The following is a 26,202-nucleotide window of genomic DNA, read 5'->3' on the forward strand; positions in this document are numbered from 1 at the left end:
ACAATTTTTTCAATAAAAAGAAGCTGTTATTTCTTGGGGGTTTGTGTATCCCATTAAAATAAGGTAGTATAAAAATTATACTAGCAGTCTAAAAAGGTGATATGATGAACGAACGAAAATTACAGGTAATCAAGAAGGCCCATCAGTTGTTTATCGAAAAAGGGTTCCAAGCGACATCCATCCAGGATATCCTCGATTTCAGCGGTATTTCGAAGGGTACCTTTTATAATTATTTTTCTTCCAAAAATGAACTGCTTATCGAGCTGTTCAAGACCATCTATACAAAGCTTGAAAAAGACCGGGCAGACCTTTTGATCGGCAAGGACCCGGCAGACATCAATATTTTCATCCAACAGATCGAAATGCAGATGCATACCAATCGTGCCAATAAGCTTATTTCACTATTTGAGGAAGTTTTTTTCTCCAAGGATGAAGAACTGAAGGAATTCATCAAGCGGGGACAATTGCGTATGATTCGCTGGATCTATGAGCGATTCATCGATCTTTTCGGAGAAGAGAAAAAGCCTTATCTCCTCGATTGCTCCATCATGTTCATGGGGATCTTGAACCACAATATCAAATTCAACTTGATGGGACAGGAAAATGCAACCGCAAGCATACATCGCGTGGTGAAGTATAGTGTGGAACGAATTGTGCAGGTGGTAAACGAGGTGGCGCAAACAAAGGATCAACTGATTGCACCCGAAAGGCTAGAGCAGTGGTTTCCCGAAAACAGGGACGGAATCCTTGCCCGCAAGCAGAACCTTATCACATTGTTGGATACTATGAAGAGCAAGCTAGGTGGGACATCTTATGTAGAGCTGTTGGATTTTATCCAGGAAGAGCTGCTGGAAGCCAAAAGCCCGCGGAGATTTTTATTGGAAAAGATGATTCAGTCGTTAAAAGAAAGTCCAACCATATCTGTGACCGAAACTGACGAACTGGAAAAAATGATACAGACGTTTTACAGCAAACCAGTACCACCCGCCAAATCATAAGGCGAGGTGGTACTGGTTTATTTATGATTCTGTTTGTTGGTCTGTTGACCATTTTTATTAGCTTTGTGTTGGTTATTGCTGGGTTGGTGCGCATTTCTTTGCTGCTTGTTTCCACCCGGTTGGGATGGTGCTTTGTGCATCGGCGTGAATTCTTCAGCAATTTCCGCAAAAGCAGCCATGTCCTTCGGATTCGCAAGACCTTTTGCCTGGAGTGTCTTCATGATATCAGATGCGGAACGATGCTTTTGCATCGGTCTAGGCTTTGCCTTCCCGTCCATTGCGTTTTCACCATTTCGGCCATAGAAAATAGCCGCTGTACTTAAGCCGATTCCCAGCAATGACGCAAACGTGCCCAAGTTTCTCTTCTTCCTCCGCTTGTAGCCAAACATCTTCATGAGGTTCTGAGCTGCTGCCAACTTCAATATGGAACTAATCCATTTATCCATGGTTACACACTCCTTTTTATTGTCTTACTTTTGTATTTTGCTCACCTGATTTGGGAAACATGCTGGGAAACAGTGGGGACAGGTCCCTTGTCCCATTTTTGTGCGTTTCTTGGGACAAGGGACCTGTCCCCATGTGTCAAATTCCGCCTGAAAGGGAATGAACACTTATATTCTTTTTCATTGGGGGGATAATATTGTGGATTAGGCATCCTTTTTTTAAGTATTTGACAGGAATCGTTTTGGTCTTGTTGGTCATTTTTTTATTGAGCGAGGTTCAGTTTCTTGTTAATCCGATTCTCAGTCTGATTGCCACGCTGTTCTTTCCATTGATTTTTGCCGGATTTTTGTTTTATATTTTGAAACCTGTTGTGGAGTTTCTTTCAAGATCCAAGTACATTCCCCGTACTTTAGCCATTTTTATCGTTTTTTTCGTAATTATAGGGGGAGCAGTTTTGGGTGGATTTACAATTGGAGGCAAAATCGAAGAACAGGTAATGCAGTTCGCAAAGGATGTTCCGTCGATTCTTGAAAAAAACGAAGAACAGACCAAGCAGGTTATCAATGAGAATAATTTCGGGCTGATGTCCTATGAAGAGGCTAAGCAAAAGCTCTTGACTTTCATGAAGGATCAGGGGGAACGGATCGGGAAAAATGTTGCGGTTATCATTTCTTCCATCACAAGCTTTGTGACGGTACTGGTGATTGTTCCATTTATTGTGTTTTACTTTTTGAAGGACGGACACAAGCTTCTTCCGTTTATCCTGAAGTATTTGCCTCAAAAGCATCGGATTGAAGGACGACGAATCCTCACGGATATAGATAAGGCGCTTTCCACTTATATAGGCGGACAGATGATTGTGGCATTGGTGAACGGATTCTTGATGTACATCGGCTACCTGATAATCGGTGTCGAATACGCGTTGGTGCTGGCATTATTCATTGTCATCACAGCAGTCGTCCCCATCATCGGACCTGCACTCGGGGTACTCCCTGCACTGATCATCGGCCTGATGACAGATCCATTCATGGCAGTAAAAATCCTGATCCTCCTGACCATCGTCCAGCAGATCGAAGGAAACCTTGTCTCCCCACTCATCATCGGGAACAAGCTATCCATCCATCCGCTCACCGTCATCCTCCTGCTCCTCGTCGCAGGAAAACTATACGGCTTCATCGGCATCCTGCTCGCAGTCCCACTCTACTCCGTGCTAAAAGTCCTGACAAAAAACTTTTACCGGCTGTATCAGCTGCGGCATGCGTGAAAGGTGGTGCCTGACCCGCTCCCTATTAAAGCGGTAAAGACTTGTTATCGCAGAATACTCTGAATCTACTTCAACAAAAGGGATAACCTATTATGGTTATCCCTTTTGTTATGTCAGAATAGTTGTGATTAGCCACTTTTTTCTTATGGGGCCTGACCCTCATGTTTTGTATTCAAGTGAAAACCCCAATTGTTTTTCCGACTTTTTAGTAGTTTAGTAGTATTCCATCGACTATCTTCTACCTGTTTTTTCATTTACCAGTCCGCAACCTAGTCCTTCGGTCACACTTAAAACACCATTTGTCACGTCCTTTGTGGTTGCCTTACAATTCAACTAAATCCGCAGTACACCCACCCAAAGAGTTTTTGCCACCGTAAGGAAAATCCACATTTTTTAGGAGGTGTAGATAAGTCCGATTCTCGCAAACTATCAATTCCAGAAACACAACGTTTAATCACCACAAAGAAAGATGTTTTCTTCAGCAAGAGTTTTCCACATGCATTCTGATCATTTACTACAAGACAGATAGGAGAATGTAAATTGAAGAAGTTGACCATGAAATCCGTATTGGTTGGATCCATTGCCGCCTCTTTGCTTTCTGGATCTCTTTTCCAGGTTCAATCAATAGGCGCTTCGACCGACAATGACAATGCCTTAAAAAACAATCCATCTATCGTTTCAATGGATAGCAGCATCACAGGCAATCATGTTATCACCCTGATCACCGGAGACGTCGTCAAGGTATCCGTGCTTGCTGACGGCAAATATATCATCAACGTCGAACCTGCCCAGAAGAATGGGGATGGGGTCCGGGTCATCACTACAGATGAGGATACCTTCGTACTCCCTAACAAAGTTATGCCATATCTTGCAGCCGGAAAGCTTGATCATGACTTATTCAATATTACTAAATTGTTAGAGTATGGCTATGACGACAAAAACCTCGCGTCACTGCCGCTGATTGTCGAATACGAAGAGAGCAAGGCAAGAGCTTTCTCCTCAAAGGGTGCACCTACTCCTAAAGGGTCCAAGAAAACAAAAGAACTTGAAAGCATAAATGCAGCTGCTCTTTCAGCAGATAAGAAATCTGCGGAAACATTCTGGGAGGATGTCACAGTCTCTGCAAAAACCACTAAAGAAAACCAGGAAGACTCCCTCTTCAAGCATGGTGTGGAAAAAATCTGGCTCGATGGACGTGTGGAAGCATCCCTTCATCAATCCGTTCCACAGATCGGAACTAACACAGCCTGGGAATCGGGTTATACAGGTGAAGGCGTAAAGGTGGCCGTGCTAGACACAGGGATTGACGCTCAGCACCCGGACATCGCACCTCAGCTGGACGGAGCGGTAAGCTTTGTTCCAGGAGAGGAAGTAACGGATAAAAATGGTCACGGAACTCACGTTGCCTCTACGGTGCTTGGAACAGGTGCAGCTGATGGAAAGTCAAAAGGTGTGGCTCCTGATGCACGCTTATTGGTGGGGAAAGTACTGAGTGATGAAGGGTTTGGACTGGACTCCTGGATCATCGACGGCATGGAATGGGCATCCGATAATGCGAAAATCGTCAACATGAGTCTTGGAAGCTCCGAGCCAAGTGATGGAACGGATCCAATGGCACAGGCTGTAGATAGGCTTTCTGAAGAGAATGGCACCTTATTCGTCATCGCTGCAGGAAATCGAGGCGGCGAAGGTACGATTGGTTCCCCTGGTGCGGCTGATGCGGCATTGACAGTAGGAGCTGTAGACAAGGCAGACAAGCTTGCCTACTTCTCTTCCAAAGGACCTCGCTATAAGGATATGGGATTGAAACCTGACCTATCTGCTCCTGGTGTAGGTATCAACGCAGCTCGCTCCCAGTACTCTCCTGGAAGCGGAAGCTATAAAAGTTTAAATGGGACATCCATGGCTACCCCTCACGTTGCAGGTGCGGCAGCCATCCTGGCACAGAAATATCCGGAATGGTCCGGACAACAAATTAAAGAAGCCCTGATGAACACCACAAAAAAACTTGATGGCTACCAGCCTTACCACGTTGGGACTGGTCGCGTGGACATCCCAGCTGCCCTTGAAACCCAGGTAAGGGCAACAAGCTCCATCTCATTCGGCTTTTTTCAATGGCCTCATGACAATGCAACGCCTGTTCAAAAAACAGTAACGTATACGAACGACAGTGAAGAAGCGATCACTCTTGAATTAGAAGCGACTTTTACAAATGCAGAAGGAAAAGCTGCTCCATCAGGCATGCTGACTCTATCTGAAAATACCATCACCATTCCGGCAGGTGGAACTGCAGACGTGAACGCGACCCTAGAATCCAAGTTTGCTGAAACCGGTTCCCGCTACCAAGGCTTTATAACAGCAAAATCAAACGGAGAAGCAGTCGTACACACCACGATGGCGATGGTGAAAGAAGAGGAAAGATACACCCTCACTTTAAACGCCAAGGACCGTAAAGGCGAACCGACCACTGCATATGCTGTAATCTTCAGCGAAACCATGGAGCCATACTCCTATGCTGTCAATGGTACGTTGGAGCTCCGCCTTCCACCTGGCACCTATTCCGCCATGTCCCTGATGGATGTGGATATGGACACGGATCAGGCAGGCGTTGCACTAGTAGGAGATCCTGAGGTGAACCTAGTTGAGTCCAAAACGGTGGAATTAGATGCAAGTAAAGCGGAAGAAATTTCTGTAGAAGTATCGAAGAAAGCAGAACCTATGTACCAGCGCATGGAATATTACCAAACAATCGGCAACAAGCCGCTTACGAGCCTCTATCTCATGCCTGTATGGATCGATAAGCTATATGCGGTACCTACGAAAGAGCCTAAAGAAGGATATTTTGAGATGCTGACTCGCTGGCGCTTGACCAAACCATATCTGTCCATCAATTTCAGAGGTAAGGAATTGGATGATATCCCGTTAGCAGGCAGCACCCTGCTTGATGGAAAATACAATCTTACCACTGTATATGCCGGGAAAGGAACTACAGCTGACTTTGAACAACTTAAAGCAGATGGCAAAGCGGTAGTAGTGGAACGCAACAGCGAGGTAACCGTTTCCCAACAGGCAACTGCTGCTGCAGCTGCAGGGGTGAAGCTGCTAATCGTCGTGAACGATGAAAACAAGGAATTCAGTGTTTTTGCCGGTACACCTGAGTATACGGACAACCCGATTGCCGTGGCAGGGATCAGCAAACAGGAAGGCGACAAGCTTGTAGAAGCGGTACGCTCAGGCAATGTACAGCTTCAAGTGGAAGGGGAAGTGGATACTCCTTATGTATACGACCTAGTCGATGTGCATGTAGGCTCCATCCCGAATGACTTGAAATATGAACCGAAAAAAGAGGATTTGGTGACAATCGATAGTCGCTACAATTCCCATGTCAAAGCTGCCGGCGGTGAATTCCGATATGACCTCCGTCCACACACAAGACGTGCAATCGGATTCCAATACAAAATAAATTATCCAACCGAACGCACGGAATACGTTTCAGCGACCGAGGGCACCAGCTGGTATCACCTGGCACAATTCGTGGATACACCTTGGGAAGTACGCCAGCCGCTTGCAACATACACAGGCGGACAGAAATTGGTGGAAAACTGGTTCTCCCCTGTCGTCCGTCCTAGCCTAGGTAATGGTTACTGGGGGCCGAACCGTCAAGGAAACCGCCTTCAGTTCAATTTCCCTGCTTTTGCGGATAGCGGTGTGGGGAATACCGGAGGAGCGGATTATAATTACTCCGTCCAAAATCAGACAATCAAGCTCTACAATGGCGACACATTAGTGAAAGAAGGCAAAGGGCAGGCTTTACAATCCAACATTGTTGTACCGGCAGAGCGTACCCAATTACGTGTCGTGACAGAAGCGAAACGTGATCCAGAACGCTTCAGGACTTCCATCCGCACGAATACGGAATGGACTTTCTGGACCGAGAATAAAGAAGCTGAGGACGAGGACCTTTGGAGACACGATCTTCCTTTCCTATCGCTCAACTACAAGGTGGACACTGATGTAAATGGTGATGCATTGGCAAAGCGCCCAACAGAGCTTGAGATCTCCGTTACTAAGTTGGAAACTGCGCTTGACTATGGAGAAGTTGAAGATGCAACATTAGAAGTTTCCTTCGATGAAGGCGAAACTTGGAAGAAAGTGAAGCTCACTCGCGAGGGAGACTCATTTACAACTTCCATCCAAAATCCTAAAAATGCAGAATTTGTCTCCCTAAGAGCAAGCGCATGGGATGATGAAGGCAATAAGATCACCCAAGAGATCATCAAGGCTTACGGATTAAGATAATTCTTTTCAAAAGCAAAGCCGCCTGCATAATGGGGATGCAGGCGGCTTTATTATGGATGTCGGCGTCATTCATAATCAAACAAACTGATTGTTCCTTCTGAATTTCTCTACAAGCGCCCCCGCATAACGGTTCGCATTCTCCATATCGTTTTGGGACATATAATAATCGAATAGCTTCACGGCATAGTGCTCCTTCGTCATGACATAGCCCTTTTTATCAAAGTGAGGATAAGCATAACTCTCAAGATAGCGATAATACTGCTCTTCTTCCGCTAAAATGGAATACCGGTGCATCGTAAAAAGATGATGAAATGTAGAATCCGTAAATTTTCTGCATAAAGCCAGTCCCTCTTCCACCAGCTTCAACAACCTATCCTTCGTCGTCTTCCCTTCTTTTGTCAAAGAATTGATGTAGCCTTCAAGCGAACCGACATATCTTGGATCGGAGGAATTCCGCGCATCCATCGACTTTTTGTAGTAGAGACTTGCCTCTGTGAAATAGCCATGACGCAAGTTAAGATAGCCCAGATTATGATGCAGCATCGCTTTTTGGTGCTCCAAGCCATAGTCTCCTGTCATGTCGATCAAGCGATGATATTCACTGCTGAGAAACTGATAGTCCTCAGACTGCTCCAATTGGATGAGCATCAGCATTTCCGCCTCCACAATGCGGGAGAAGCTCCTTATTTTCGTAAAAAATGCCAAGGCCTTATTTGCATTGAAAAACGCAAGGACCCTAGAGTTCAATGAGCTGTATGCCATGGCAAGGTCATAATAATATTCCTGATTCGGGTAATGCTCCAGACTGATCCTGTCAAGAAATGAAATCGCCGTGACATAATCATATTTTACAGACAAGTAATAGATTCCCTTGATGTGCAGCAGCATATTTTCCTCATAATCGGACAGTCCGGTCCATACGTCCATTTCCTCTAGCAACGCGTGTGCTGCCTCGGACTTTCCGTTAGATAAATAATACCTCGTGAGCACGAGTGTATATGAACGGTAGAAATCCTGGATATGCAGAAGATGGATGCCATCCAGCTGCTCCTTGATGGAGTCTGCCTTGGATTTGAGCTTTTTCACGATCGCAGCATGCCAGTCTTTTATCAGCAAGTCCACCCTCCGATAGTCAGTCAATTCCTCTTCCATCTTTATGCCTAATCTTTGTGATAACAATAGAATGGTTTCCTCTGAGACCTCTGTGAGTCCCCGCTCTATTTTGCTGATATGTGTACTCGAACATATCCCATCCCCTAAGTCCTTTTGCTTCATTTCCTTTAGCTCGCGATAGAATTTGATTATCTTACCTTCCAGCATGATTCCCATCCCCTATGTTCTATCAAACTGATTTTTTCTTATCCTACCATAATTCCCTCCTGAAAATCTGAGAAAAAAATAATATTTTAGGAGTAGTTTTATGACGAAAAATATGATAGAAAATGCAAAAATCCAACCCGGTAGAGGGGTGGATTTCAAGGAACATCATTTTGGATTCACGGTCAGTACACCTTTAATATTCTCGTTCACATAATCATGGTGCGCCTTGCACTGGTACGTATAGGTCCCAGGCTCCGGGTCAATGACAAGCAGCCCGGTGCGATCGCGCTCCATGTGCACACTTGCATCAAGCTCTGGGAAGCTTAGAATATGGCAGGCATTGTCCGATTCGTTTATGATGCGAAGGACAATCGGTTCCCCTTCTGTAATTTCCATCGCAGGCGGCTCCATGGAGTCCGACTTCATGACAAGGGTCGGGAGCTGCTCGACGGTTGTGGCATTGATTCCGGTGACCCAATGCAATTGAAGGTAAATGCTTGTAAGAAGTGCCATGGCAGCAGCTCCATATATGGCCGCCTTCAGCTTAGGAAACCATGACGGACCTTCGGTGATTTTCCCAAGGTTGACAAGTAGCCCCGCAACCGAGCTGATCAGGACGGTAAGAACAAGCAATGCCGTCAAAAAGCTGATACCGAAAAATGGATTGCTCGCCTCCCGCATCGCGTTGTATGCCGGATCGATAGGACGGAACATGGTGATCACAAAGCTTGGCACAGTAAGAATGGAAAATAAAAGTCCGTAGAGAATACCAAATACCGGTGTCCACTTCCATTTTGCTTTTAGCAATAAGGCCGCTATGATGATGGCGATGACTCCATTCATTACGTGGATTGGTGGAAAATGCTTCAGCACGAACGCTCCAGAGATTGCGATGGTCAACACTTGCAGCACGAGGGTTGACGCTGCGAACCTTGTGTAGCTGTTAATCATGGTTATAGTTCCTCCTCCTTTTTGGGTTATGTGAAAATAGTCCTGCTTCTTAGCTATATTACACATCAGGCTGAATATTTCCTTTTTTAGTAAATCTTCTTTTTGGAGGGTGCATGATTGATGTCGGTTTTTGTCGGATGTTGCGAATTGTGCATAAGAGAGCCTTTTTTCACCGCAAAACGGATTTTTTGTGCATAAGAGACCTTTTTTTCACCGCAAACCTGCCAGAATTCACCGTATATCAAAATTTTTGAGCATAACGATATTTGCTGCCCCATATAACTATGAGAATTCCGGTTAGCCAAGGGTAAATCAGTGACAAAAAAATAAATCCCCATCATTTGACAGGGATTTTCCTCTTTTATTCACTAACCGGACTCGAAACCTTCTCAAGTCTCTCCAAAATTCTTCTCTTTTGATATAGCATCGTCCCTGATTCGGCAAGATCGCTGACCATGGAGCGATTGGCAAAGGCACCGAAAAGTATTCCGGCGACAGGCACCATCTGAAAAAGCTTCTTCCAACCGAATGACTCCGTGAAAGTCAATGTCACCTCGCGCCAGCCTTGGAGCTGCGAAATGACTTCGCTTGATTTTCGTTCGTCGTTTCCGAAATCGGCCAACTCATTCAATATGGCACTTTTCCCGACATAATCAGCTGTGGAAAACTGGAGGCACTTTAAAATGAAGACCCTCTCCTTTTTGTCTTTCGGGTCGTAGCCGTGAATGACTGCGATCTCCTGGAGGGTCTTCAAGGATATCGCAAGGATTGCCGGAATGTCGATGGCAAGAGTAAAAAGTCCACCTATACCGGTGCTTGCCCCCTGTAGCGTGGCAGCCGTCTTTCTTCTTCCGGAGAGCTCGAGTGAGACCTGTTTCATCTCGCTGACAGGTGCAGCTTGAATGTCCGATAGCTCTATTGTTTTGCGCCCCGTTTTCTTTTCAAAGTATTGCAGCACCGACTTTTCACTCGTCAAATACTCCCCGCCATTCTGAATGTAACTGCCTAGTTCATCGAGCAGGCTTCCGATCTTCGCCTGGATGAATTTCGGCGTCACCTTATCAAGCAGCTTGAATGGCAGACGGGTAAGGCGCTCCCAGAACCAGATGCCCTTTTGATCCTTTTCCCACTTCTCAATCAACTTCATTTCGTTTAAGAGAAAGTCCCTTGTTTCCATCTTTTCATCACCTAAGTACATTATACACTGGGGACAAGGGACCTGTCCCCGTCAGGCGACGCTTTCTTTTTCTTTCAGCGTCACTTCTGGGTGTGCTTTGCGGATCACGGACGGTCTGGCCATGATGAGGACGACGGTTACGAGCATGCTTGCCGACAGGAGCAGTACCCATTGTCCCGGGAAGATGTCATAGAGTATGCCGTAGATGACCATGCCGAGTGGGATGAGTGCCATTGCCATTGTTTCGATGATGGAAAATACCCGTCCTTTGTATTCGTCGTCGATCGTTTTTTGCAGCATGACTTGAATAGGTGTGTTGACGACTATAATCATGGAACCGAAGCAGAACATGAGCAGCATATAGTACGAGAATTGAATCCAATAGGATATGGACAATACAAGTGGCAGAGAGATGCCCCCCATTATGACGCCAAGTCCGACTATACCCCACTTGGAGACCAAAAGCGGATAGCGAACTTCTTTTCTGGCAGAAAAATAGATCGACAAGAGCAGCATTCCAAGGGAGAACGCTCCTTGGGTCAAGCCAAAATGCCGGGACTCCACATTCAACTTTTCAATCAGGATATAGGAATACCCGACTTCAAATGCTCCAAAAAGGAAATTGATAAGCAAGCTGATCCAAAGCATGATCATGATGACAGGCTTCAGGCGCAGATAGCCTATTCCAGCTTTGATGCTTTGCCACATGGTTTCTTTCACTTTTTCTTCTGCTTCCTTTTTCTGTACAGTTGTAAATAGGCGGAAGTTCATCGTTGATTCAAGGATTACTGCAATGATGGAAGCCATGATATAAATAATCAGAAATACCGGAATGGAGACTGTTCCATATAATAATCCCCCGACCGCAGGGCTTCCGATCGCGGCAAAAGATATGGACATTTGATTCAAGGCCATCGCCTTTTGGATTCGATCCTTATCAATTAGTCCTGTAATGGATGAAGTGAATGCAATTCCGGAAAACATGGAGGTAAGCGACAAAATACATGTAGTGACATAAATAGCCGGTAGGGAGAGTCCTGATGTAAGGATAAAAATTAGAAGACCTGCTATCGCGAAGGTGGTGGCAATCTGGGAGACGATGACAATCTTTTTTCTTGAATATCGGTCTGTGATGACTCCGGCAAATGGAGCTGCCAGTGTACGTGGGAGAATATTGCATATCAGGTTCGCCGCAAAGCTCGTCGCAGATCCCGTTGTCTGTAAAATGTAAAAACTGATTGCGAAAGTATAGACCTGAGCACCAAATGATGCAACAAGCTTACTGATCATAAAGGTATAAAGGTGATAGGTTGCCCTTTTTATTTTATAGCTTTCCTCCATTAACAACACCCCAATTTTCATAAAGTTTAATTTAATTAAACAAATCATATCACATACCGCTCTTCCCTTTCAAGGAAAAGTTTAATATAATTAAACAAAATAGGCGGAAGAAAGGAGCGTTCTGCAAACATGCTTGGTGAACGGATACGCAAATTAAGAAAACAGAAGAAGCTGACGCTCGAAGCTCTTGCCGGGACAGGTCTCACGAAGGGCATGCTCAGCTTGATTGAAAACAACAAGGCGAATCCTTCCATGGAGAGCCTGACACATATTGCCGGGCAGTTGGGAGTGGAATTGGCAGAACTCTTGGGGGAAGTCAGTTCCGAGGAGCTGAGAAGTGTTCTGGAGAAGGGTGAAAAAATACATAATACCCCGCTTGCTGTTCTACCAGATAAATCTATGCAATTGATCGAGCTGATAGCACCCTTCATTGATAAGCTGACCCAAGGCTTTGAGAGTGCACGCTTGATGGAGATTTATAGCTATGCCCTGCAACGTGAAAAGAAGCCAGACTGGCAGAAATATTTAAAAAGGGCAGCGGACATTTTTGATCAGATGAATATCTCTTCCAACAGGACTGCCATCGGGATATTCTTATCGAATATCTCGTTTCATCAGCATGATTACAGAAAGGCGCTCGAAATTTTCCTGATCGAAAGGAAGGAAATCGAAACTAACCATGCCTATATTGAACCTATGGCAAGGCTTGATTTGGACTATCATGAGGCAATCTTGTTATTTGCTGTAGGGGAATACGAAGCTGCGGTTGAAGCCATGGAAAATGCACTCGCTTTCTCCAAGGAAAAGAGGATTTTTTATCTGATAGACGACCTGTACCGCCTTGCCGCGGCGCATGCATGGATGGACAAGAATAAAAGAAAGATGGACTATTATTTAAAAAAGCTGAAACAGTACGGGGAATTTGCTGATGACTCAATCTCCATCTACTTTTACAGATTGTTTCAAATCATCGAACTGATATCGGAAAAAAAGGAATACAGCAAAGCGCTCGATAAAGCAGAGAGCTTCCTCTCCGATCCCGAACGAATGAAGGACTATGATACGTGGTTCAACTTGGAAAAAGCAAAGGCACTCTACTATCTGGGACGTTATGAAGAGGCCCTGCAAACAATCGAAAAGGTGGGATCCATCAATAATCATCATCCGATCGACCTGACCAACCATTATATCAAGGATACCTTCAAAGCACTGATCCTTGCAGAACTCGGCAGACACGAAGAAGCCATCACTGCTGCAGAAACAGCAGTTGAAAACCTCGCCCCAATGCCAGACTCACAGCTAAAGAGATTCAGTCTGGAGGCTTTAGTGAAAATCCGTGGGGATAGGGTTCTGTGACCCAACTTAAAAAGGGGCCTGACCCCCGCCACGTTAAAGCATTAACGCAGCGGGGGGCAGGCCCCTTCTTTATTCATTCAATCAAATCTCCATTCCCCACCGCTCCTGCTCGGTTTCCTTCAGTTGCTTTTCTGTTTCTTCCGGATGGACGGTGCGGAATTTGTGGTGATCTGCCGGGATGATTTCAACCATGACATCGATCATATCCTGTGGGTCAAACTCTTTTAGCTTTGCTTCCTGTTCTTTCATATCTTCTTTTCTGGTAAAATGCTTCTCTTCCTCGTACCATTTCCATTTTTCCTCAGCTGCCCGTTTATTGAAGCCTGTTGCATATGGACCTGGATTGATGGTTGCCACCTTTACCCCGAACTCCGCAAGCTCAGATTTCATCGTTTGGGCAATCCCTTCAATCGCATGCTTGGTTGCTGTATATGGGCCGACATATGGGGTTGCGGAGATGCCGGCCATGGAGCTCATGAAGACAATCTTTCCGGATCCTTTTTTCACCAGCTTACGCGCAGCATACTGAACAGACTCAAGCGTGGCAAATACATTCACCTCAAACAATGAGCGGAACCTCTCCATGGGCACTTCCCCAAGCGGTCCACCTTCATTGATTGCAGCGTTGGCTACAAATATATCAAAATCATACTTATAGATTTGCTCCAGGTCGAGACGATTCGTGATATCGAGCTTAAAAACCTCTATATCAAGCCCCTTTTCATCCGCCTCCCGCATAAGATCCGTCTTCTGGGAAGTCAGCTCGGTCGTCGCAATCACACGATGACCATTCCTTGCAAGACCGAGTGCAGCTCCCCTGCCAAGCCCGGTACCGGCGCCTGTAATGAATATCGTTTTGCTCATATTGTTTTCCTCCTCACAAAGTTCGCTATCGTTCTTTGTTCCCATTAGGAGGCTGCATCAAACTTAATTTAGGGACAGGTCCCTCGTCCCATTCAGTGGGACACGGAACCTGTCCCTATCAACTTCAAAAACTCCTCTTCTTTCAAAACCTTTATTTTGCTTTCCTTTTTCATCAATTCGTGGGCTTTTCTTTCCTTCGTGCTAAGTCCGTCCGGGCCAACGATGGTCGGGTCCTGCTGTCCTACGATGAGGTAGTCAGTTTTGCCGCTGACTCCGCTTTTGATGACGGCTCCCTTATCAACCACCAGTTGCATTGCTTCCGCCCGATCAATGCTGGTCAGTTCGCCCGTGAAGACGAGGTTCTTTTCAAAAAGCGGATGCTTGTCGTCAAATTCAGTGGCAGAAGGGGTGATATCACTTACCGAGACAGAGTTAAATGTCTTTCGCACATTTGACTTTCTTGTTTTTGTTTTCGTGTAAAAACTCGTCTGAGGCTTCAAATCTACAAAACTCTTTACCGGAATCGATGAGTACGTGCTGCAGAAGCTTTGGAGCGATTTCCGCTTTCTCAGTTCCACACATCGCAATACCACTTCAGCACAGGCTCGTGAATCGGACAGGGCATTATGATGATGGTCAAGCTCCACACCAAAATGCTCGGCTCTTGCCTTCAGCGATCCCCCCACCTTGAATCCGTTCAATCCGCGCGTGCTGATCGGAATGCTGCAGGCATAGTTGAATTCCGGGATCTCCAAGGAGTAGTGGAGCAGGGTGCTTTTTAAAACACTCATGTCAAAATAAGCGTTATGTGCAACAACCAATGTATCCGAATGAAAGAAGCCGCTGATTTCGGCCCAGACTTCATCAAATGTCGGCGCATCCTTCAAATCCGCTTCCGTCAAACCGTGCACCTTCGTGAAGGACTTGTCCACCTTAAGCCCCGGTGGTTGAATCAAATAGTACTTCTCGTCCACAATCCTATTCTGATCGACAAACACCATCCCTAACGAACAGGCACTGCTCAAATCATTGTTTGCTATCTCAAAATCAAGCGCGATAAAGTCCATTAGCGTCTCCTCCTTTTCCCACTATCATACCACGGGGACAGGTCCCTCGTCCCGCCCTAGGCGGGACATGGGACCTGTCCCCCTGTCTCATCGATATACGTCTTCACGCGTGTGAAATCCATCGCGAATCACGGTTTCATCCATATTCTCTTTGTCCACCGCTATCGGTGCGAGCAGGACGGATGGGACTTCGATTTTGCCGTTGTTGACTTTTCGGTCGGTGTCGATGTATTCGCCTTTAGCCATGCGCACTGCCAGCTCGGCCACCTCTTGGGCCAATGTCTGGATCGGCTTGTAAACGGTCATCGTCTGTGTTCCCTGGACGATCCGCTGCGCCGCCAATAGCTCTGCGTCCTGGCCCGCAACCGGAATTTTGCCTGCGAGTCCCTGTTTTTCCAGGGCTTCGATGACCTTCCCGGCTGTGGCGTCATTGGCGGCAATGACCGCGTCTATGTCATTATTGTTGCCAGCAAGCGCCGCTTCCATGTTGGCAAAGGCGTTATCAGGCAGCCAATTCCGGGTCCACTCGTCATACACCACCGTAATGTCGCCCTTGTCTATCAGTGGCTGCAGCACGTTGAAGACGCCTTTTTTGAAAAGATGTGCATTGTTGTCCGTCTCTGCCCCACCAATGTAGACATATTTACCTTTCGGGACGAGCTTTGTGATCGCCTCGGCCTGCAATTCTCCCACCTTTTCATTGTCAAAAGAGACATACAGGTCGATATCCGAATTTTTCACCAAACGATCGTAGGAGATGACCCGTATTCCGGCGAGATGCGCCTTGTTGACGATGGCTGCGGTCGCCTCGGCATTATGCGGCACCACCACCAGCAAGTCGACACCTTCTGCGATTAGCTTTTCGGCCTGCAGCACCTGTTCGGCATCATCCCCGTTTGCCGCGAGTATCTTCACTTCCGCTCCCAAGTCTTCCACCGCCGCCTTGAACAGATCCCGATCCCTCAGCCAGCGTTCCTCCTCAAGTGTATCCATCGAGAACCCGATTTTGATTTTGCCATCATCGACCGTTTCCTTTTCAGATAGCTTAGTAGGAACCACTGGCTCCAATGTTGTCGCTGTATTTTCGCAAGCAGAGGCAACACAGAAGACCAGCGTCAGTGCCAACATAAAAAATAATACACGCCACAAACCCATCTGCCTCTCCCCCTTTTATCCTGCCTGATCAAACTTTATTGCCAAGCAATGTTTTCCTATATTCCTTCGGAGACATGTGGCACATTTTCTTGAACACCTTTGAAAAATAGTTCGGATCGTGATAGCCGACCTCAAAGGTGATTTCCTTGATGCTTCTTTCAGGATCCCCCATCAGCCGCTTCGCTTTTTCAATGCGGCATTCTGTCAGAAAATCGATATAGTTGACGCCTAGTTTTTCCTTGAACATTTTACTGATATAGATCGGGCTGAGCCCTACTTTATCCGCCAGGGCATCTAGGGTGATGTCCTCGTGGGAGTGCTCCATGATAAACTGCTTTAATTGGTGGATCGTGTCCGCTTCCATCCGGGCGTAATGCCCGATATAGGCCTGCCTCATACGATCAAGCAGCTGCCCCGTTTCTGTCCGAAGCTGACGGTAGTCCAATAGGTTAAAAGAATACATCGGTGTGCCGATCTCCACCCCCATTTCACTCAGCACGCGTGAAGCCACCCACAGCACCTCCTGCACCCGTTGCTGTGTATGCAATAGCTCAGTCCGCTCCTTCTCCAAGCATTGAATCATGCTCATCACATAAGAACGTATCTCATCCCACTGTCCAAGCCTGACTTCATCGGCAAACTCTTTTTTCTGATGCCTGTTCAGGTCCGCCTCACTGCCTGCCCCCATGACCGGTACATCCGAAGAAAAACGATACTTAACAGGCAGACCTGTATTCACTGTTGCCATGAGTGCATCATGATAGGATTCCCGTACCCGATTCAGCGAGTCACACACGCTTCCGATCCCGATAAACCAGCCTTGAACAGGATCGGCGCTTCCTAAAGCAAGGATCTCTCGAGCAAGTGCTGTCGCCTGCGCCCGGTACGACCTTGACCGATCACGAAATACGATAACCGGAAGCTGCGAACCGTTTAGTGCCCCGATCCATCCGCTCTTTGTCCTCCTCACCTTTTCCTTAACTGTGGGATAAAGATGCTCTGAACCCGCAGGCAGCATCAAGAGCATCACAAACATCTCATCCGTCGACTTCGTATCGAGCATCTCCACCAGCATATCCAGATGCACTTCATGCACATGGTCGAACAGAAGCTGTGTCACGACGTCTGTTTCCACAAGTGACAGGGTTTTCTGCAACGCTTCCTGCTGCACCTTGCTTTCTGCCAGCTTTTTCTGTTCCTCTTCGATCTGGCCGATCACTTTTCCGACTGTCACCACAATTTCGCTTGCTTTGCTCGGTTTCAGTACATAGTCCTTTACACCAAGCTTGATTGCCTGCTTCATATAGTCAAAGGTGTCGAAAGCGGTGACCATGATGAATTTCACTGCTGGATTGTCGGCACTGATCAGCTCCACCGCCTCCAGCCCGTTCATTCCTGGCATTTTAATATCCATCAGGACTAAATCCGGTCGGAATTCCCCCGCCATCTCCACTGCCATTCTCCCATTTTTAGCCTGCCTTACCACAATTCCGGGAAACCCTTTTTCCAGAATGGCCTGCATGCCTTCGCGTTCTATCTGTTCATCATCCACGATCAGGAGTTTTATCATGCCGCATCGACTCCTTGTTTTTCTATTTTCAAAATGACCTTCGTACCCCTGCCTTCCACGCTTTCGATATCGATCACATCCTCATAGCCGTAGAAAAGGCGGAGGCGCTTGACGACGTTGCTGAAACCGATTCCTGTAGAATGGCTTTCTGACAGGACCGGTGTTTCGTTGATGATCTGCAGTCTCTTTTCCTCGGTCATGCCCAATCCGTCGTCCTCGATTTCGATCCGGATATGGTCCGCTTCTTCCATCACCCGGAACCAGATGACGCCACCATCCTCTTTCGGCTCCACCGCATGAATGACGGCATTTTCGATGATCGGCTGAAGGGTCAGCGCCGGAATTTTCATCCCAAGACATGACGGGTCGACTTCCATATGCAAGTGAAGTCGGTCTGTGAATCTCGCTTTTTGAATATCCATGTACTGCTTTAAGACGACCACTTCTTCATGGAGCGTCACCGAGCGGTCCAGCCTCTTCAGGTTGTAACGCAGGATTCCCGCCACACTCACCAGGAGGTCGCTCGTTTCCTCCGAGCCTTCGAGATACGCTTTTTTTGACAAGGTATTCAGGGTATTAAAAAGAAAGTGCGGGTTGATCTGGCTTTGCAGGCTGCGGAATTGGCTTTCCTGCAGAAGCAGCTTGCTCTCCTGGAGTTCGCGCTCGAGCTGTGCCTTATGCTTGATTTCCGAAATCAGATTGTTGATATTGATCCGCATCCGGTCGAAGGTTTTTGCCAAAAAGGCGATTTCATCATTCGTCTCGACCTTGACCGGTTGGCCGAAATTCCCCTTGGACAGCTCATTTGCCGCTTTTGTCAGCTTGTATACAGGCCTTGTGATGCTCAAAGAAAACCAGTATGTGACAAGCAAAAGAACGCAGGCAATCAGGAGCAACACCCAGATCCCAAGCTTCATGACCTCCCCCGACTGCTCGATGATCCCCCTGTAAAAACGGTTGTACGTCTTCAGCTCCGTATCAAGGAGCGTGAGTGACATTTCCGACATATACGTGGAGATCCGCGTCGCTTCGGTGAACTCGTTGGCGGACGCTTCACTATCATTTTCAGCATGGAACAGAAGCAGACGGTCCGTCGTTTCCATAAAACTGTCAATCAGATTGATATAGTTCGTCAAGGTAAAATTATTCTCGGTATTCCGAAGCTTCGAGACGTCATTTTTAGCCTGCTGGATCTTCTCCTTGCTCGCATCCAGTCGCTCTCTGTTCCCCTTGGACGGCTGAATCATATAGTTGTTAAGGTCGGTGATGACCTGCTGACTTGCAGTTGTCACCTCGTTCATGCTTAAATAACGCTGCAGGATTTCATTGTACTGCTGCTGTGTTTTATGGTTGTAATATGTAAGCGCTAACCAAATTACCGACATGATGACCAGTACAACCGAGGTGAGCGTCAATATTTTCTTTTGGATACTGGTCATTGCACATCCGCCGCTTTCAAGATAGTAATCTCCGTTAAATACCCGTTTTTATCTAGTGGCACGGTCACTCCGTTCAGCCACTCCATCATCAGCTGCACACTGACCTGCCCCATCATCTCCGGCGACTGTTCGATCATTCCGTCAAGCTTTCCCTGCCTCAGCAAGGACAGCGATTCAGGTCCATCGTCAAAAGAATAGATGTGATAAGGTGCCACTTGAGAGCGCTTACCAACTTCCTTGATCATGGCCCCCACCACATTTGCATTGACCGCAATGAAGGCTTCGGCATCAGGGGCTCTGTTCAGCACATCCCTTGTCGAAGCGGTAATCTGCTCGCGGGTATCCTCGGTAGCCGCATGGACCATCTCGATGTTCGGGTAATGCTTTAGTACTTCCTCGATACCTTTCAAACGCTCCTGCTGGTAAAATTCCTTTTGGCTGTCGTACATGAGCACAACACTGCCTTCCTCACCCATCTCATTCAAAAGCTCTCTCGCAATCATTTTCCCGGCCATATATTGATCGGAACCGACATACGTCCTGCGAAGGCTCTCGTTCATCGGGACATCATTCGCCACCGTGATGATTGGAATGCCGTAAAAGGAGGCCTTGATTTTCGTGAGGTCCTTGAACTCCTCGTTGTCCAGACCCTGTATGATGATGCCATCCACTTTTGATTGAATGGCGATTTCGATGCTTTTCAAAAATTCTTCCTTGTTCTTGCCGTAGCTTCCCCAGACCTCGAGGCTCGCCCCTTCCATCCGGGCCTGCCTCATCGCACCGCTCGCGACCTCATCCCAAAAAGGCGTCTCCCTATCCTGGGTGATGAGTACAAGACGGTGCTGCTCCTCGCTCTCGGCTACCCTTGGAGGCAGCTTCCAATCCGAGCGAAAAACTTTGCCGGCTGAGACGAAGGTAAAATTACAAAGTATCGCAATCAAAATGCATAGCACGATAATACTAGTTTTCCGCAAGAGACCTGTCCCCTTCCCCTCCATGATGTTATTTTCATCATATCATCTATTCAAAATTGCACAATACTTGCTGATAGAACCAATGATTGGCAGATTAAAAGTTTTTGTAGGATTATTTTTAAAAGAGGGGATCAGAGGATAAAAAAGCGAGGGACCGATTCCAGCCCCTCATGTTATTAACGTTTTTTACGGGTCATCACATCAAAGATCACCGCTCCTGCAAGCACCCCACCACGGATCATATACTGATAGGAGATGCCGACACCTAGCAGGTTCATCCCGCTGGATAACGACGCCATTACGATCGCACCGATGATGGCGCCTGTCACTTTTCCGACTCCTCCTGCAGAGGATACGCCCCCGACATAAGCTGCAGCGATGGCATCAAGCTCGAAAAGGGTTCCAGCCGTAGTTGTAGCCGATTGCAGACGTGCCGTGAAAAGGATACCGGATAGGGCAGCAAGCATCCCCATGGAACCGAACACGATATAGGTGATCTTCTTCACATTGATCCCGCTAAGGTGAGCAGCTTCCGGGTTGCTTCCGACTGCATAGATATGGCGGCCGAGCACGGTTTTAGTCGTAAGGAAATGGTAGATGATAACGACCAGTAACATGATGATGACTGTCCAGGAGAATCCGTTATATCCTGCCAGTATCCACGTAATGTATCCGATGATCCCGGAAACGAACACCAATTTTAATGCAAAAATCGGTTTGGACACGACCTCGAAGTTGTACTTGATTTTATTTTTGCGATTGGAGAATTCACTATAGATATATAGAAGAATTCCGACAACACCGACAAGCAAGGATAATAGATGTAGCCCGCTCACCTGCATCAGGGATGGAATAAAGCCATTCCCGATTGCATTGAATTTGTCATCCTGGATGATGATGGTCCCTGTCTTTTCCGTTACCTGCAAGAGCGCACCACGGAAGATGAGCATCCCGGCAAGCGTCGCAACGAAGGAAGGAATTCCGATCTTCGCAACTAGCACCCCGTTGAAAAGCCCGATTGCCACACCTAATACTAGAATGATAGGAATCGTCAAGAATACCGGGACTCCAGTTTGTGTCAAAAGGATAGCAGCGATCGCCCCGAGGAAACCGGCCGCATACCCGACAGACAAATCAATATGGCGGATGACGATGACGAGGGTCATCCCGACCGCAAGCACTGCGATATATCCCGCAGAATCAAGCAGGTTACTGATATTCCGGGAACTCATGAAGAGTCCGTCTGTCATGATGGAAAAAGTAAGAATAATAACGAATAGTGCGATGTACATTCCATAATCGCGAATATTTTCATGAATCAACGTTCTTGCTTCCTGTATCACATTCATTCTATTAACCTCCTAAAGCGTCGCGAGCTGCATGATTCTTTCTTGATCAGCATCCGCAATCGCAAGCTCCCCTTTTATTTCTCCTTGCGCCATGACATACACCCTGTCACTCATGCCGAGCACTTCCCCAAGCTCGGATGAGATCATGATGATGCTAAGACCTGCATCAATCAGCTTATTCATCACGGTATAAATTTCAAATTTCGCCCCAACGTCAATCCCGCGCGTCGGCTCATCAAGGATCAAGAGCTTCGGTCCGACAAAAAGCCATTTGCCGATCGACACCTTCTGCTGATTCCCGCCGCTCAGGTTTCCGACAAGCTGCTCAAGTGACGATGCTTTTATATGAAGGGAGTCCTTATAGCCATCGGCCACCTTGATTTCCTCGTTATCATTGATAACACCGCTTGAAGCGATGCCTTTCAGGTTGGCAGCAGTTATGTTGCTCTTAATATCCTGTAAAAGAAACAGCCCATCGCCCTTTCGATCCTCGGTTACATAGGCGATTCCCGCTTTGATGGCATCACTCGTATGCTTCAGCACCGTCGAGTTGCCGTCCCATACAAGGTCTCCCTCCACTTTATAGTTCTTGGCGTTGCCGAAAATGCTCAAGGCAAGCTCTGTTCTCCCGGAACCCATAAGGCCTGCGATCCCGACAATCTCGCCTTTTTTCACATGCAAGTTCACATCTTTCACTACTTGTCTGCCAAGCTGAGGATCATAGGCCGACCAGTTGTGCAGCTCAAGAATTTTTTCTCCGATCACCTGGTCGGGACGTTTCGGATAAATGTCAGCAATCTCGCGTCCCACCATGTTCTTGATGATGACACTTTCGGTGATTTCCCCTTTTGCCCCGTCAAGCGTACAAATCGTCTTCCCATCACGGATGACGGTCGCCTTGTCAGCAATAGAGATGACCTCCTTCAGCTTGTGGGAGATCATGATGCAGGTGATTCCCTGACTTTTCAGGTCTCTTAAAAGGTCAAGCAGGTTTTCGCTGTCGTCCTCGTTAAGCGCGGCAGTCGGCTCATCCAGGATCAATAGTTTGACATCCTTACTGAGTGCCTTCGCAATCTCGACCAGCTGACGCTTCCCGACACTCAAGTCCTTCACTAGCGTATCCGGCGTGATGTTCAGCTTCACCTTATCTAGCAGCTTTTTCGCTTCTACAATTGTCTTGTTCCAGTCGATAAAACCTCCATGCTTCACTTCATTTCCGGCAAAAATGTTTTCATATACCGTCAGATCCGGAAACAATGCAAGCTCCTGATAAATGATCGCGATGCCCGTCTTCACACTGTCACTGATTTTGTTAAACTGCTGTACATCGCCCTCGAACACGATATCGCCCTCATAGGTTCCATACGGATACACCCCGCTCAGTACCTTCATCAGCGTGGACTTGCCGGCTCCGTTCTCTCCTATCAAGCAATGAATTTCGCCCTGTCTCACTTTGAAATTCACATCGCTAAGCGCCTTCACTCCCGTAAATTCCTTTGAGATCCCATTCATCTCCAAAATAAATTCACTCATGCTTATCCCCCTTTAACAAAAGCCCATTTCTCATGAAAAGAGCCTAACAAAAGCACTGACAATGACGGGATAGCGGTTAAGAACCACTATCCCGCAACCCATCTTATAGTCCAGTAAACTCGCTAGCTTCGTAGTATTCGGAATCGATCAGTTCTTTTTTCACATTCTCCTGATCCACCACGATTACATCCGTCTGCTTCGCTTTTACTTCTTTATTTCCATTATCATAAGAACCCGTTGTTTCCGGAGTTTTCCCATCAAGGATCTCAACTGCGATACCCATTGCATCCTTCACCAATGTACGGACATCCTTGAACACTGTCATGGACTGATTGCCATCGATTACGTATTGGATGGAAGCTTTTTCTGCATCCTGACCTGTTACAAGGAAGCTTGTGATGTCGCCATCCGTTCCAAATACATCCGCGATTGAACGAGCTGTTCCATCATTCGGAGCAAGTACCGCTACATCACCTTTAAGATCTGCACTAGCTGCAGTCAAGTGAGTCTGCGCTTTATTTTTCGCTTCGTTTGGATCCCAGTTCGTTGTAACCTGACCTAGGATTTTACCAAGTTCATCACGAGTAAGCTCCGCTTTATCCTTCAACTTTTCCGCTTCACTGGAGTTGGCAATTTTGAAAGTGCCATCCGCGATTTTCGGTTGAAGCACGCTCCATGCACCCTCGAAGAATAGGAATGCGTTGTTATCAGAAGCTGCACCAGCATACAGGTACAATGGAACATCCTTGCCTTCTGAGTTATCGATCAAATATTGCCCTTGTGCCGCACCAACTGCCACACTATCAAACGTTACATAATAATCCACTGCATCTGTGTTCGTGATCAGACGGTCGTAAGAGATGACCGTTACGCCTTCCTTCTTTGCCGCTTCCACAGCGGAAGCTGCCGCAGCTCCATCATGAGGCGTGATGATCAAAACTTCAATCCCCTTATTCAACAATGTTTCCACGTTCTCTTTTTCCTTAGCGGAAGAACCTTGGCTGAACAAAATTTCCGTAGTATATTTGGAATCGGACAAAGCATCCTTGAAACGCTGCTCATCCTGAACCCATCTAGGCTCGTCCTTCGTAGGCAAAACAATCCCGACGCTCACCTTACTGCTACCCCCACTGCTGTCACTGCATGCCGCCATTAAAGCCGTGACCAGCATCACAACGAGTAAAACCGAAAAAGACTTCCACGTTCTCTTCATCCCTTAAATCCCCCTTTAAATTGTCATCCATATGATTACAACTTAATTATATTGCCGGGGCGCCGGTGTTGTAAGCGCTATCACTAGCACTCTTTTGGTATGTTCTGTACTTTTTTAAGGTGGTGGGCCAAGGGGACAGGTCCCATGGTCCGCCAACACAGATCTGTCCCTTGTTAAATGAAGAAAGTATTTTTGGGTAGAATATGCGTGGAAGGATACTAATTTATCGGAGTGATCAACATGAAGAAGAATTACCGTCTCATTCAACTAGTATTGTTTATGGTTTGCTTGTGCACCTTTGTAAAAGGTAACACTATTTATTCAGCCAAACCTGAAGATAGCAAAGTCGATATAAGCGATGTTACCTTCATGGAGTCCGAAACAGAACGCGACATGGCATTAGAAAAAGCATTTAGTAAAGTGCTCGATCTAAAACCTGGAGAGAATAATGTTCGGTATTATTACAATCGAATCGATCTTAATAACGACAAGGAACCCGAAACATTTGTCTATTTGACAGGGCCTTTCGTATGCGGGACTGGAGGATGTAGTGCACTAATCTTTCAACAAATAGAAGGAGAATATAATCTTGTTTCACAATTTACTTTAGTAAGAGCACCAATCATTATTCGAGATAGGATGACAAATGGATGGAATAATATAATCATGTATGTTTCAGGTGGGGGTATGGAGGGGCGTTACAAGGAGTTAATCTTCAATGGGAATGCCTATCCCTCAAACCCTTCTGTTCAACCAGATGTGAAAGATGGAAAGGTAAAAGGCATAGGGATCATAAATGATGATATGTCTAAGAACAATGGCATTGAATTTTGAGTACTTGAGAGCTAGGTCCCTTGTCCCGCGGAACGAGGGACCTGTCCCCATGGAACCCACTCCATCATAAAGCATATGATATCTCATCCACTAACATCCAGGAGGATGAGCAACTATGTTTTCGAATCATTACCCCTATCAGCAGCAGTACTTTAGCCATTACCGCCAGACACCAGACACTTACGGTGCAAAGGGTGCATTAAATGCTACCTCTTTATCACTGCGTGAAATACTCACCTACGCACTTCAAGATGAATACTTAGCACAAGCCCGCTACAATAAGATACTCGGCACCTTTGGCTATATCCGGACGTTCGCCAGAATACAGGAAGCGGAACTCAGACATATTTCCGCTTTGCTTCAACTTTTCAACCGATATCAAGTACCGGTTCCACAAGACATATCACCACAATTCGTCACTCCTCCAGCATCGGTAAAGAATGCATATGCAGCCGGTGTGGAAGGAGAAATCGAAAATATCGCGATGTATGAAAAATTCCTTGACCTTGAAATACCTACTGACGTCCGAAATGTATTTACCAGATTAAAAGATGCATCCTTGAATCACTTAGCCGCATTTGAGAGAGGGCTGGCTAGATAATTAGATAATTATGGGGACAGGTCCCTCGTCCCATTTATGAGGGACTGTCCCCGTTAATTCGGACCAATCCCCGCCGTATTCTGCAGCACCACGCGCCACCCATCCGGATCCTCAAATGTAATCCCGCTCCTGCCCCAATAAGGATTCTCAGGCTCAACCGGCAAATGACCCATCTCCTCCAAATTCCCGGCAATCCGGTCTCTCGCTCCTTTGTCCGGAATATAAAACACCAATAGATTATCCTCGGTCGGTGCTGGGCATGGGCTTCCATCCTTATGCTGGGTAAACTCCAGATGATAAGCAAAGCCAGGCAACCCGAGCATCACCCCATCATAGCCATCATGCTCATTAAAAGAACCAATGACCTTCAACCCTAATCCTTTTGTATAAAACTCCACCACTTTATCGAGCTGATCGGTCGGCCTTGCAACCCGGAATTGCACGACAGGCATT

Annotated in this window: 22 protein-coding genes; 6 read left to right on the forward strand and 16 right to left on the reverse strand. The window is 46.7% G+C overall.

Features of this window, described 5'->3' with window-relative positions; genetic code table 11:
- Nucleotides 1-101 precede the first annotated feature (101 nt).
- Nucleotides 102-998, forward strand: a complete 897-nt coding sequence (locus tag JOC95_RS08605; RefSeq protein ID WP_239582785.1) for a TetR/AcrR family transcriptional regulator — start codon at nucleotides 102-104, stop codon at nucleotides 996-998.
- 17 nt (nucleotides 999-1,015) lie between these two features.
- Here the strand turns inward: JOC95_RS08605 and JOC95_RS08610 are convergent, their stop codons facing one another.
- The gene (locus tag JOC95_RS08610; RefSeq protein WP_204415184.1) at nucleotides 1,016-1,444 is read right to left on the reverse strand and encodes a hypothetical protein; all 429 of its coding nucleotides are present in this window, start codon (nucleotides 1,442-1,444) and stop codon (nucleotides 1,016-1,018) included.
- Nucleotides 1,445-1,707: 263 nt separating this feature from the next.
- Here JOC95_RS08610 and JOC95_RS08615 point away from each other — a divergent pair, with 263 nt between their 5' ends.
- Together JOC95_RS08615 and JOC95_RS08620 are read left to right on the forward strand one after the other, a co-directional pair.
- A complete protein-coding gene (locus tag JOC95_RS08615) occupies nucleotides 1,708-2,706 on the forward strand; it encodes an AI-2E family transporter (RefSeq protein WP_239582817.1) in 999 nt (332 codons plus the stop codon).
- 540 nt (nucleotides 2,707-3,246) lie between these two features.
- Entirely contained in the window at nucleotides 3,247-7,005 is a 3,759-nt protein-coding gene (locus tag JOC95_RS08620) for a S8 family peptidase (protein ID WP_204415188.1), read from the forward strand.
- Between the two features lie 75 nt (nucleotides 7,006-7,080).
- Here JOC95_RS08620 and JOC95_RS08625 read toward each other — a convergent pair whose 3' ends face one another.
- The 5 genes from JOC95_RS08625 to JOC95_RS08645 all read right to left on the reverse strand — a co-directional run bounded on the left by JOC95_RS08625 (nucleotide 7,081) and on the right by JOC95_RS08645 (nucleotide 11,794).
- Nucleotides 7,081-8,325 (reverse strand): helix-turn-helix domain-containing protein, encoded by a 1,245-nt coding sequence (locus JOC95_RS08625; RefSeq protein WP_204415190.1) that lies wholly within the window; start codon nucleotides 8,323-8,325, stop codon nucleotides 7,081-7,083.
- Between the two features lie 165 nt (nucleotides 8,326-8,490).
- Nucleotides 8,491-9,276, reverse strand: coding sequence for a cupredoxin domain-containing protein (locus tag JOC95_RS08630; protein WP_204415192.1), 786 nt, complete (start codon nucleotides 9,274-9,276; stop codon nucleotides 8,491-8,493).
- Nucleotides 9,277-9,362: 86 nt separating this feature from the next.
- Nucleotides 9,363-9,617 carry a hypothetical protein gene (locus JOC95_RS08635; RefSeq protein WP_204415194.1) on the reverse strand — a complete coding sequence of 85 codons (255 nt, stop codon included), beginning with the start codon at nucleotides 9,615-9,617 and terminating at the stop codon, nucleotides 9,363-9,365.
- Nucleotides 9,618-9,637: 20 nt separating this feature from the next.
- Nucleotides 9,638-10,453 carry an EcsC family protein gene (locus JOC95_RS08640; RefSeq protein WP_204415197.1) on the reverse strand — a complete coding sequence of 272 codons (816 nt, stop codon included), beginning with the start codon at nucleotides 10,451-10,453 and terminating at the stop codon, nucleotides 9,638-9,640.
- Nucleotides 10,454-10,504: 51 nt separating this feature from the next.
- The gene (locus JOC95_RS08645; protein WP_204415198.1) at nucleotides 10,505-11,794 is read right to left on the reverse strand and encodes an MFS transporter; all 1,290 of its coding nucleotides are present in this window, start codon (nucleotides 11,792-11,794) and stop codon (nucleotides 10,505-10,507) included.
- Between the two features lie 129 nt (nucleotides 11,795-11,923).
- Here JOC95_RS08645 and JOC95_RS08650 point away from each other — a divergent pair, with 129 nt between their 5' ends.
- A complete protein-coding gene (locus JOC95_RS08650) occupies nucleotides 11,924-13,150 on the forward strand; it encodes a helix-turn-helix domain-containing protein (RefSeq protein WP_204415199.1) in 1,227 nt (408 codons plus the stop codon).
- An 81-nt stretch (nucleotides 13,151-13,231) separates the two neighbouring features.
- On the opposite strand, the gene JOC95_RS08655 is transcribed toward JOC95_RS08650, so the two are convergent.
- The 9 genes from JOC95_RS08655 to JOC95_RS08695 all read right to left on the reverse strand — a co-directional run bounded on the left by JOC95_RS08655 (nucleotide 13,232) and on the right by JOC95_RS08695 (nucleotide 24,314).
- Complete coding sequence (locus JOC95_RS08655; RefSeq protein WP_204415200.1) at nucleotides 13,232-14,014, reverse strand: SDR family oxidoreductase; 783 nt, start codon at nucleotides 14,012-14,014, stop codon at nucleotides 13,232-13,234.
- Between the two features lie 92 nt (nucleotides 14,015-14,106).
- Entirely contained in the window at nucleotides 14,107-15,081 is a 975-nt protein-coding gene (locus JOC95_RS08660; protein ID WP_204415201.1) for an exonuclease domain-containing protein, read from the reverse strand.
- Nucleotides 15,082-15,168: 87 nt separating this feature from the next.
- Entirely contained in the window at nucleotides 15,169-16,236 is a 1,068-nt protein-coding gene (gene xylF / locus JOC95_RS08665; RefSeq protein ID WP_204415202.1) for a D-xylose ABC transporter substrate-binding protein, read from the reverse strand.
- A gap of 28 nt (nucleotides 16,237-16,264) precedes the next feature.
- Nucleotides 16,265-17,806 (reverse strand): response regulator, encoded by a 1,542-nt coding sequence (locus JOC95_RS08670; RefSeq protein ID WP_204415203.1) that lies wholly within the window; start codon nucleotides 17,804-17,806, stop codon nucleotides 16,265-16,267.
- Nucleotides 17,803-19,245, reverse strand: a complete 1,443-nt coding sequence (locus JOC95_RS08675; protein ID WP_204415205.1) for a sensor histidine kinase — start codon at nucleotides 19,243-19,245, stop codon at nucleotides 17,803-17,805. Before JOC95_RS08675 ends, JOC95_RS08670 begins: the two co-directional genes overlap by 4 nt.
- Nucleotides 19,242-20,219, reverse strand: coding sequence for a sugar ABC transporter substrate-binding protein (locus JOC95_RS08680; RefSeq protein ID WP_204415207.1), 978 nt, complete (start codon nucleotides 20,217-20,219; stop codon nucleotides 19,242-19,244). Before JOC95_RS08680 ends, JOC95_RS08675 begins: the two co-directional genes overlap by 4 nt.
- 176 nt (nucleotides 20,220-20,395) lie before the next feature.
- Nucleotides 20,396-21,568: a sugar ABC transporter permease gene (locus JOC95_RS08685; RefSeq protein ID WP_204415209.1), complete on the reverse strand. Its 1,173-nt coding sequence runs from the start codon at nucleotides 21,566-21,568 to the stop codon at nucleotides 20,396-20,398.
- Between the two features lie 12 nt (nucleotides 21,569-21,580).
- Nucleotides 21,581-23,101 carry a sugar ABC transporter ATP-binding protein gene (locus tag JOC95_RS08690; protein ID WP_204415211.1) on the reverse strand — a complete coding sequence of 507 codons (1,521 nt, stop codon included), beginning with the start codon at nucleotides 23,099-23,101 and terminating at the stop codon, nucleotides 21,581-21,583.
- Between the two features lie 103 nt (nucleotides 23,102-23,204).
- Nucleotides 23,205-24,314: a sugar ABC transporter substrate-binding protein gene (locus JOC95_RS08695; RefSeq protein ID WP_204415213.1), complete on the reverse strand. Its 1,110-nt coding sequence runs from the start codon at nucleotides 24,312-24,314 to the stop codon at nucleotides 23,205-23,207.
- A gap of 240 nt (nucleotides 24,315-24,554) precedes the next feature.
- Between JOC95_RS08695 and JOC95_RS08700 the strand changes: the two genes are divergently transcribed.
- Together JOC95_RS08700 and JOC95_RS08705 are read left to right on the forward strand one after the other, a co-directional pair.
- On the forward strand, nucleotides 24,555-25,148 hold the full coding sequence (locus tag JOC95_RS08700; protein WP_204415215.1) for a hypothetical protein: 594 nt from the start codon (nucleotides 24,555-24,557) through the stop codon (nucleotides 25,146-25,148).
- A 115-nt stretch (nucleotides 25,149-25,263) separates the two neighbouring features.
- A complete protein-coding gene (locus JOC95_RS08705; RefSeq protein ID WP_204415217.1) occupies nucleotides 25,264-25,749 on the forward strand; it encodes a ferritin family protein in 486 nt (161 codons plus the stop codon).
- A gap of 53 nt (nucleotides 25,750-25,802) precedes the next feature.
- On the opposite strand, the gene JOC95_RS08710 is transcribed toward JOC95_RS08705, so the two are convergent.
- On the reverse strand, nucleotides 25,803-26,201 hold the full coding sequence (locus JOC95_RS08710; protein ID WP_204415546.1) for a VOC family protein: 399 nt from the start codon (nucleotides 26,199-26,201) through the stop codon (nucleotides 25,803-25,805).
- Nucleotide 26,202 lies beyond the last annotated feature (1 nt).

It is taken from the genome of Sutcliffiella tianshenii (assembly GCF_016908565.1).
Lineage (GTDB): Bacteria > Bacillota > Bacilli > Bacillales > Bacillaceae_I > Sutcliffiella_A > Sutcliffiella_A tianshenii.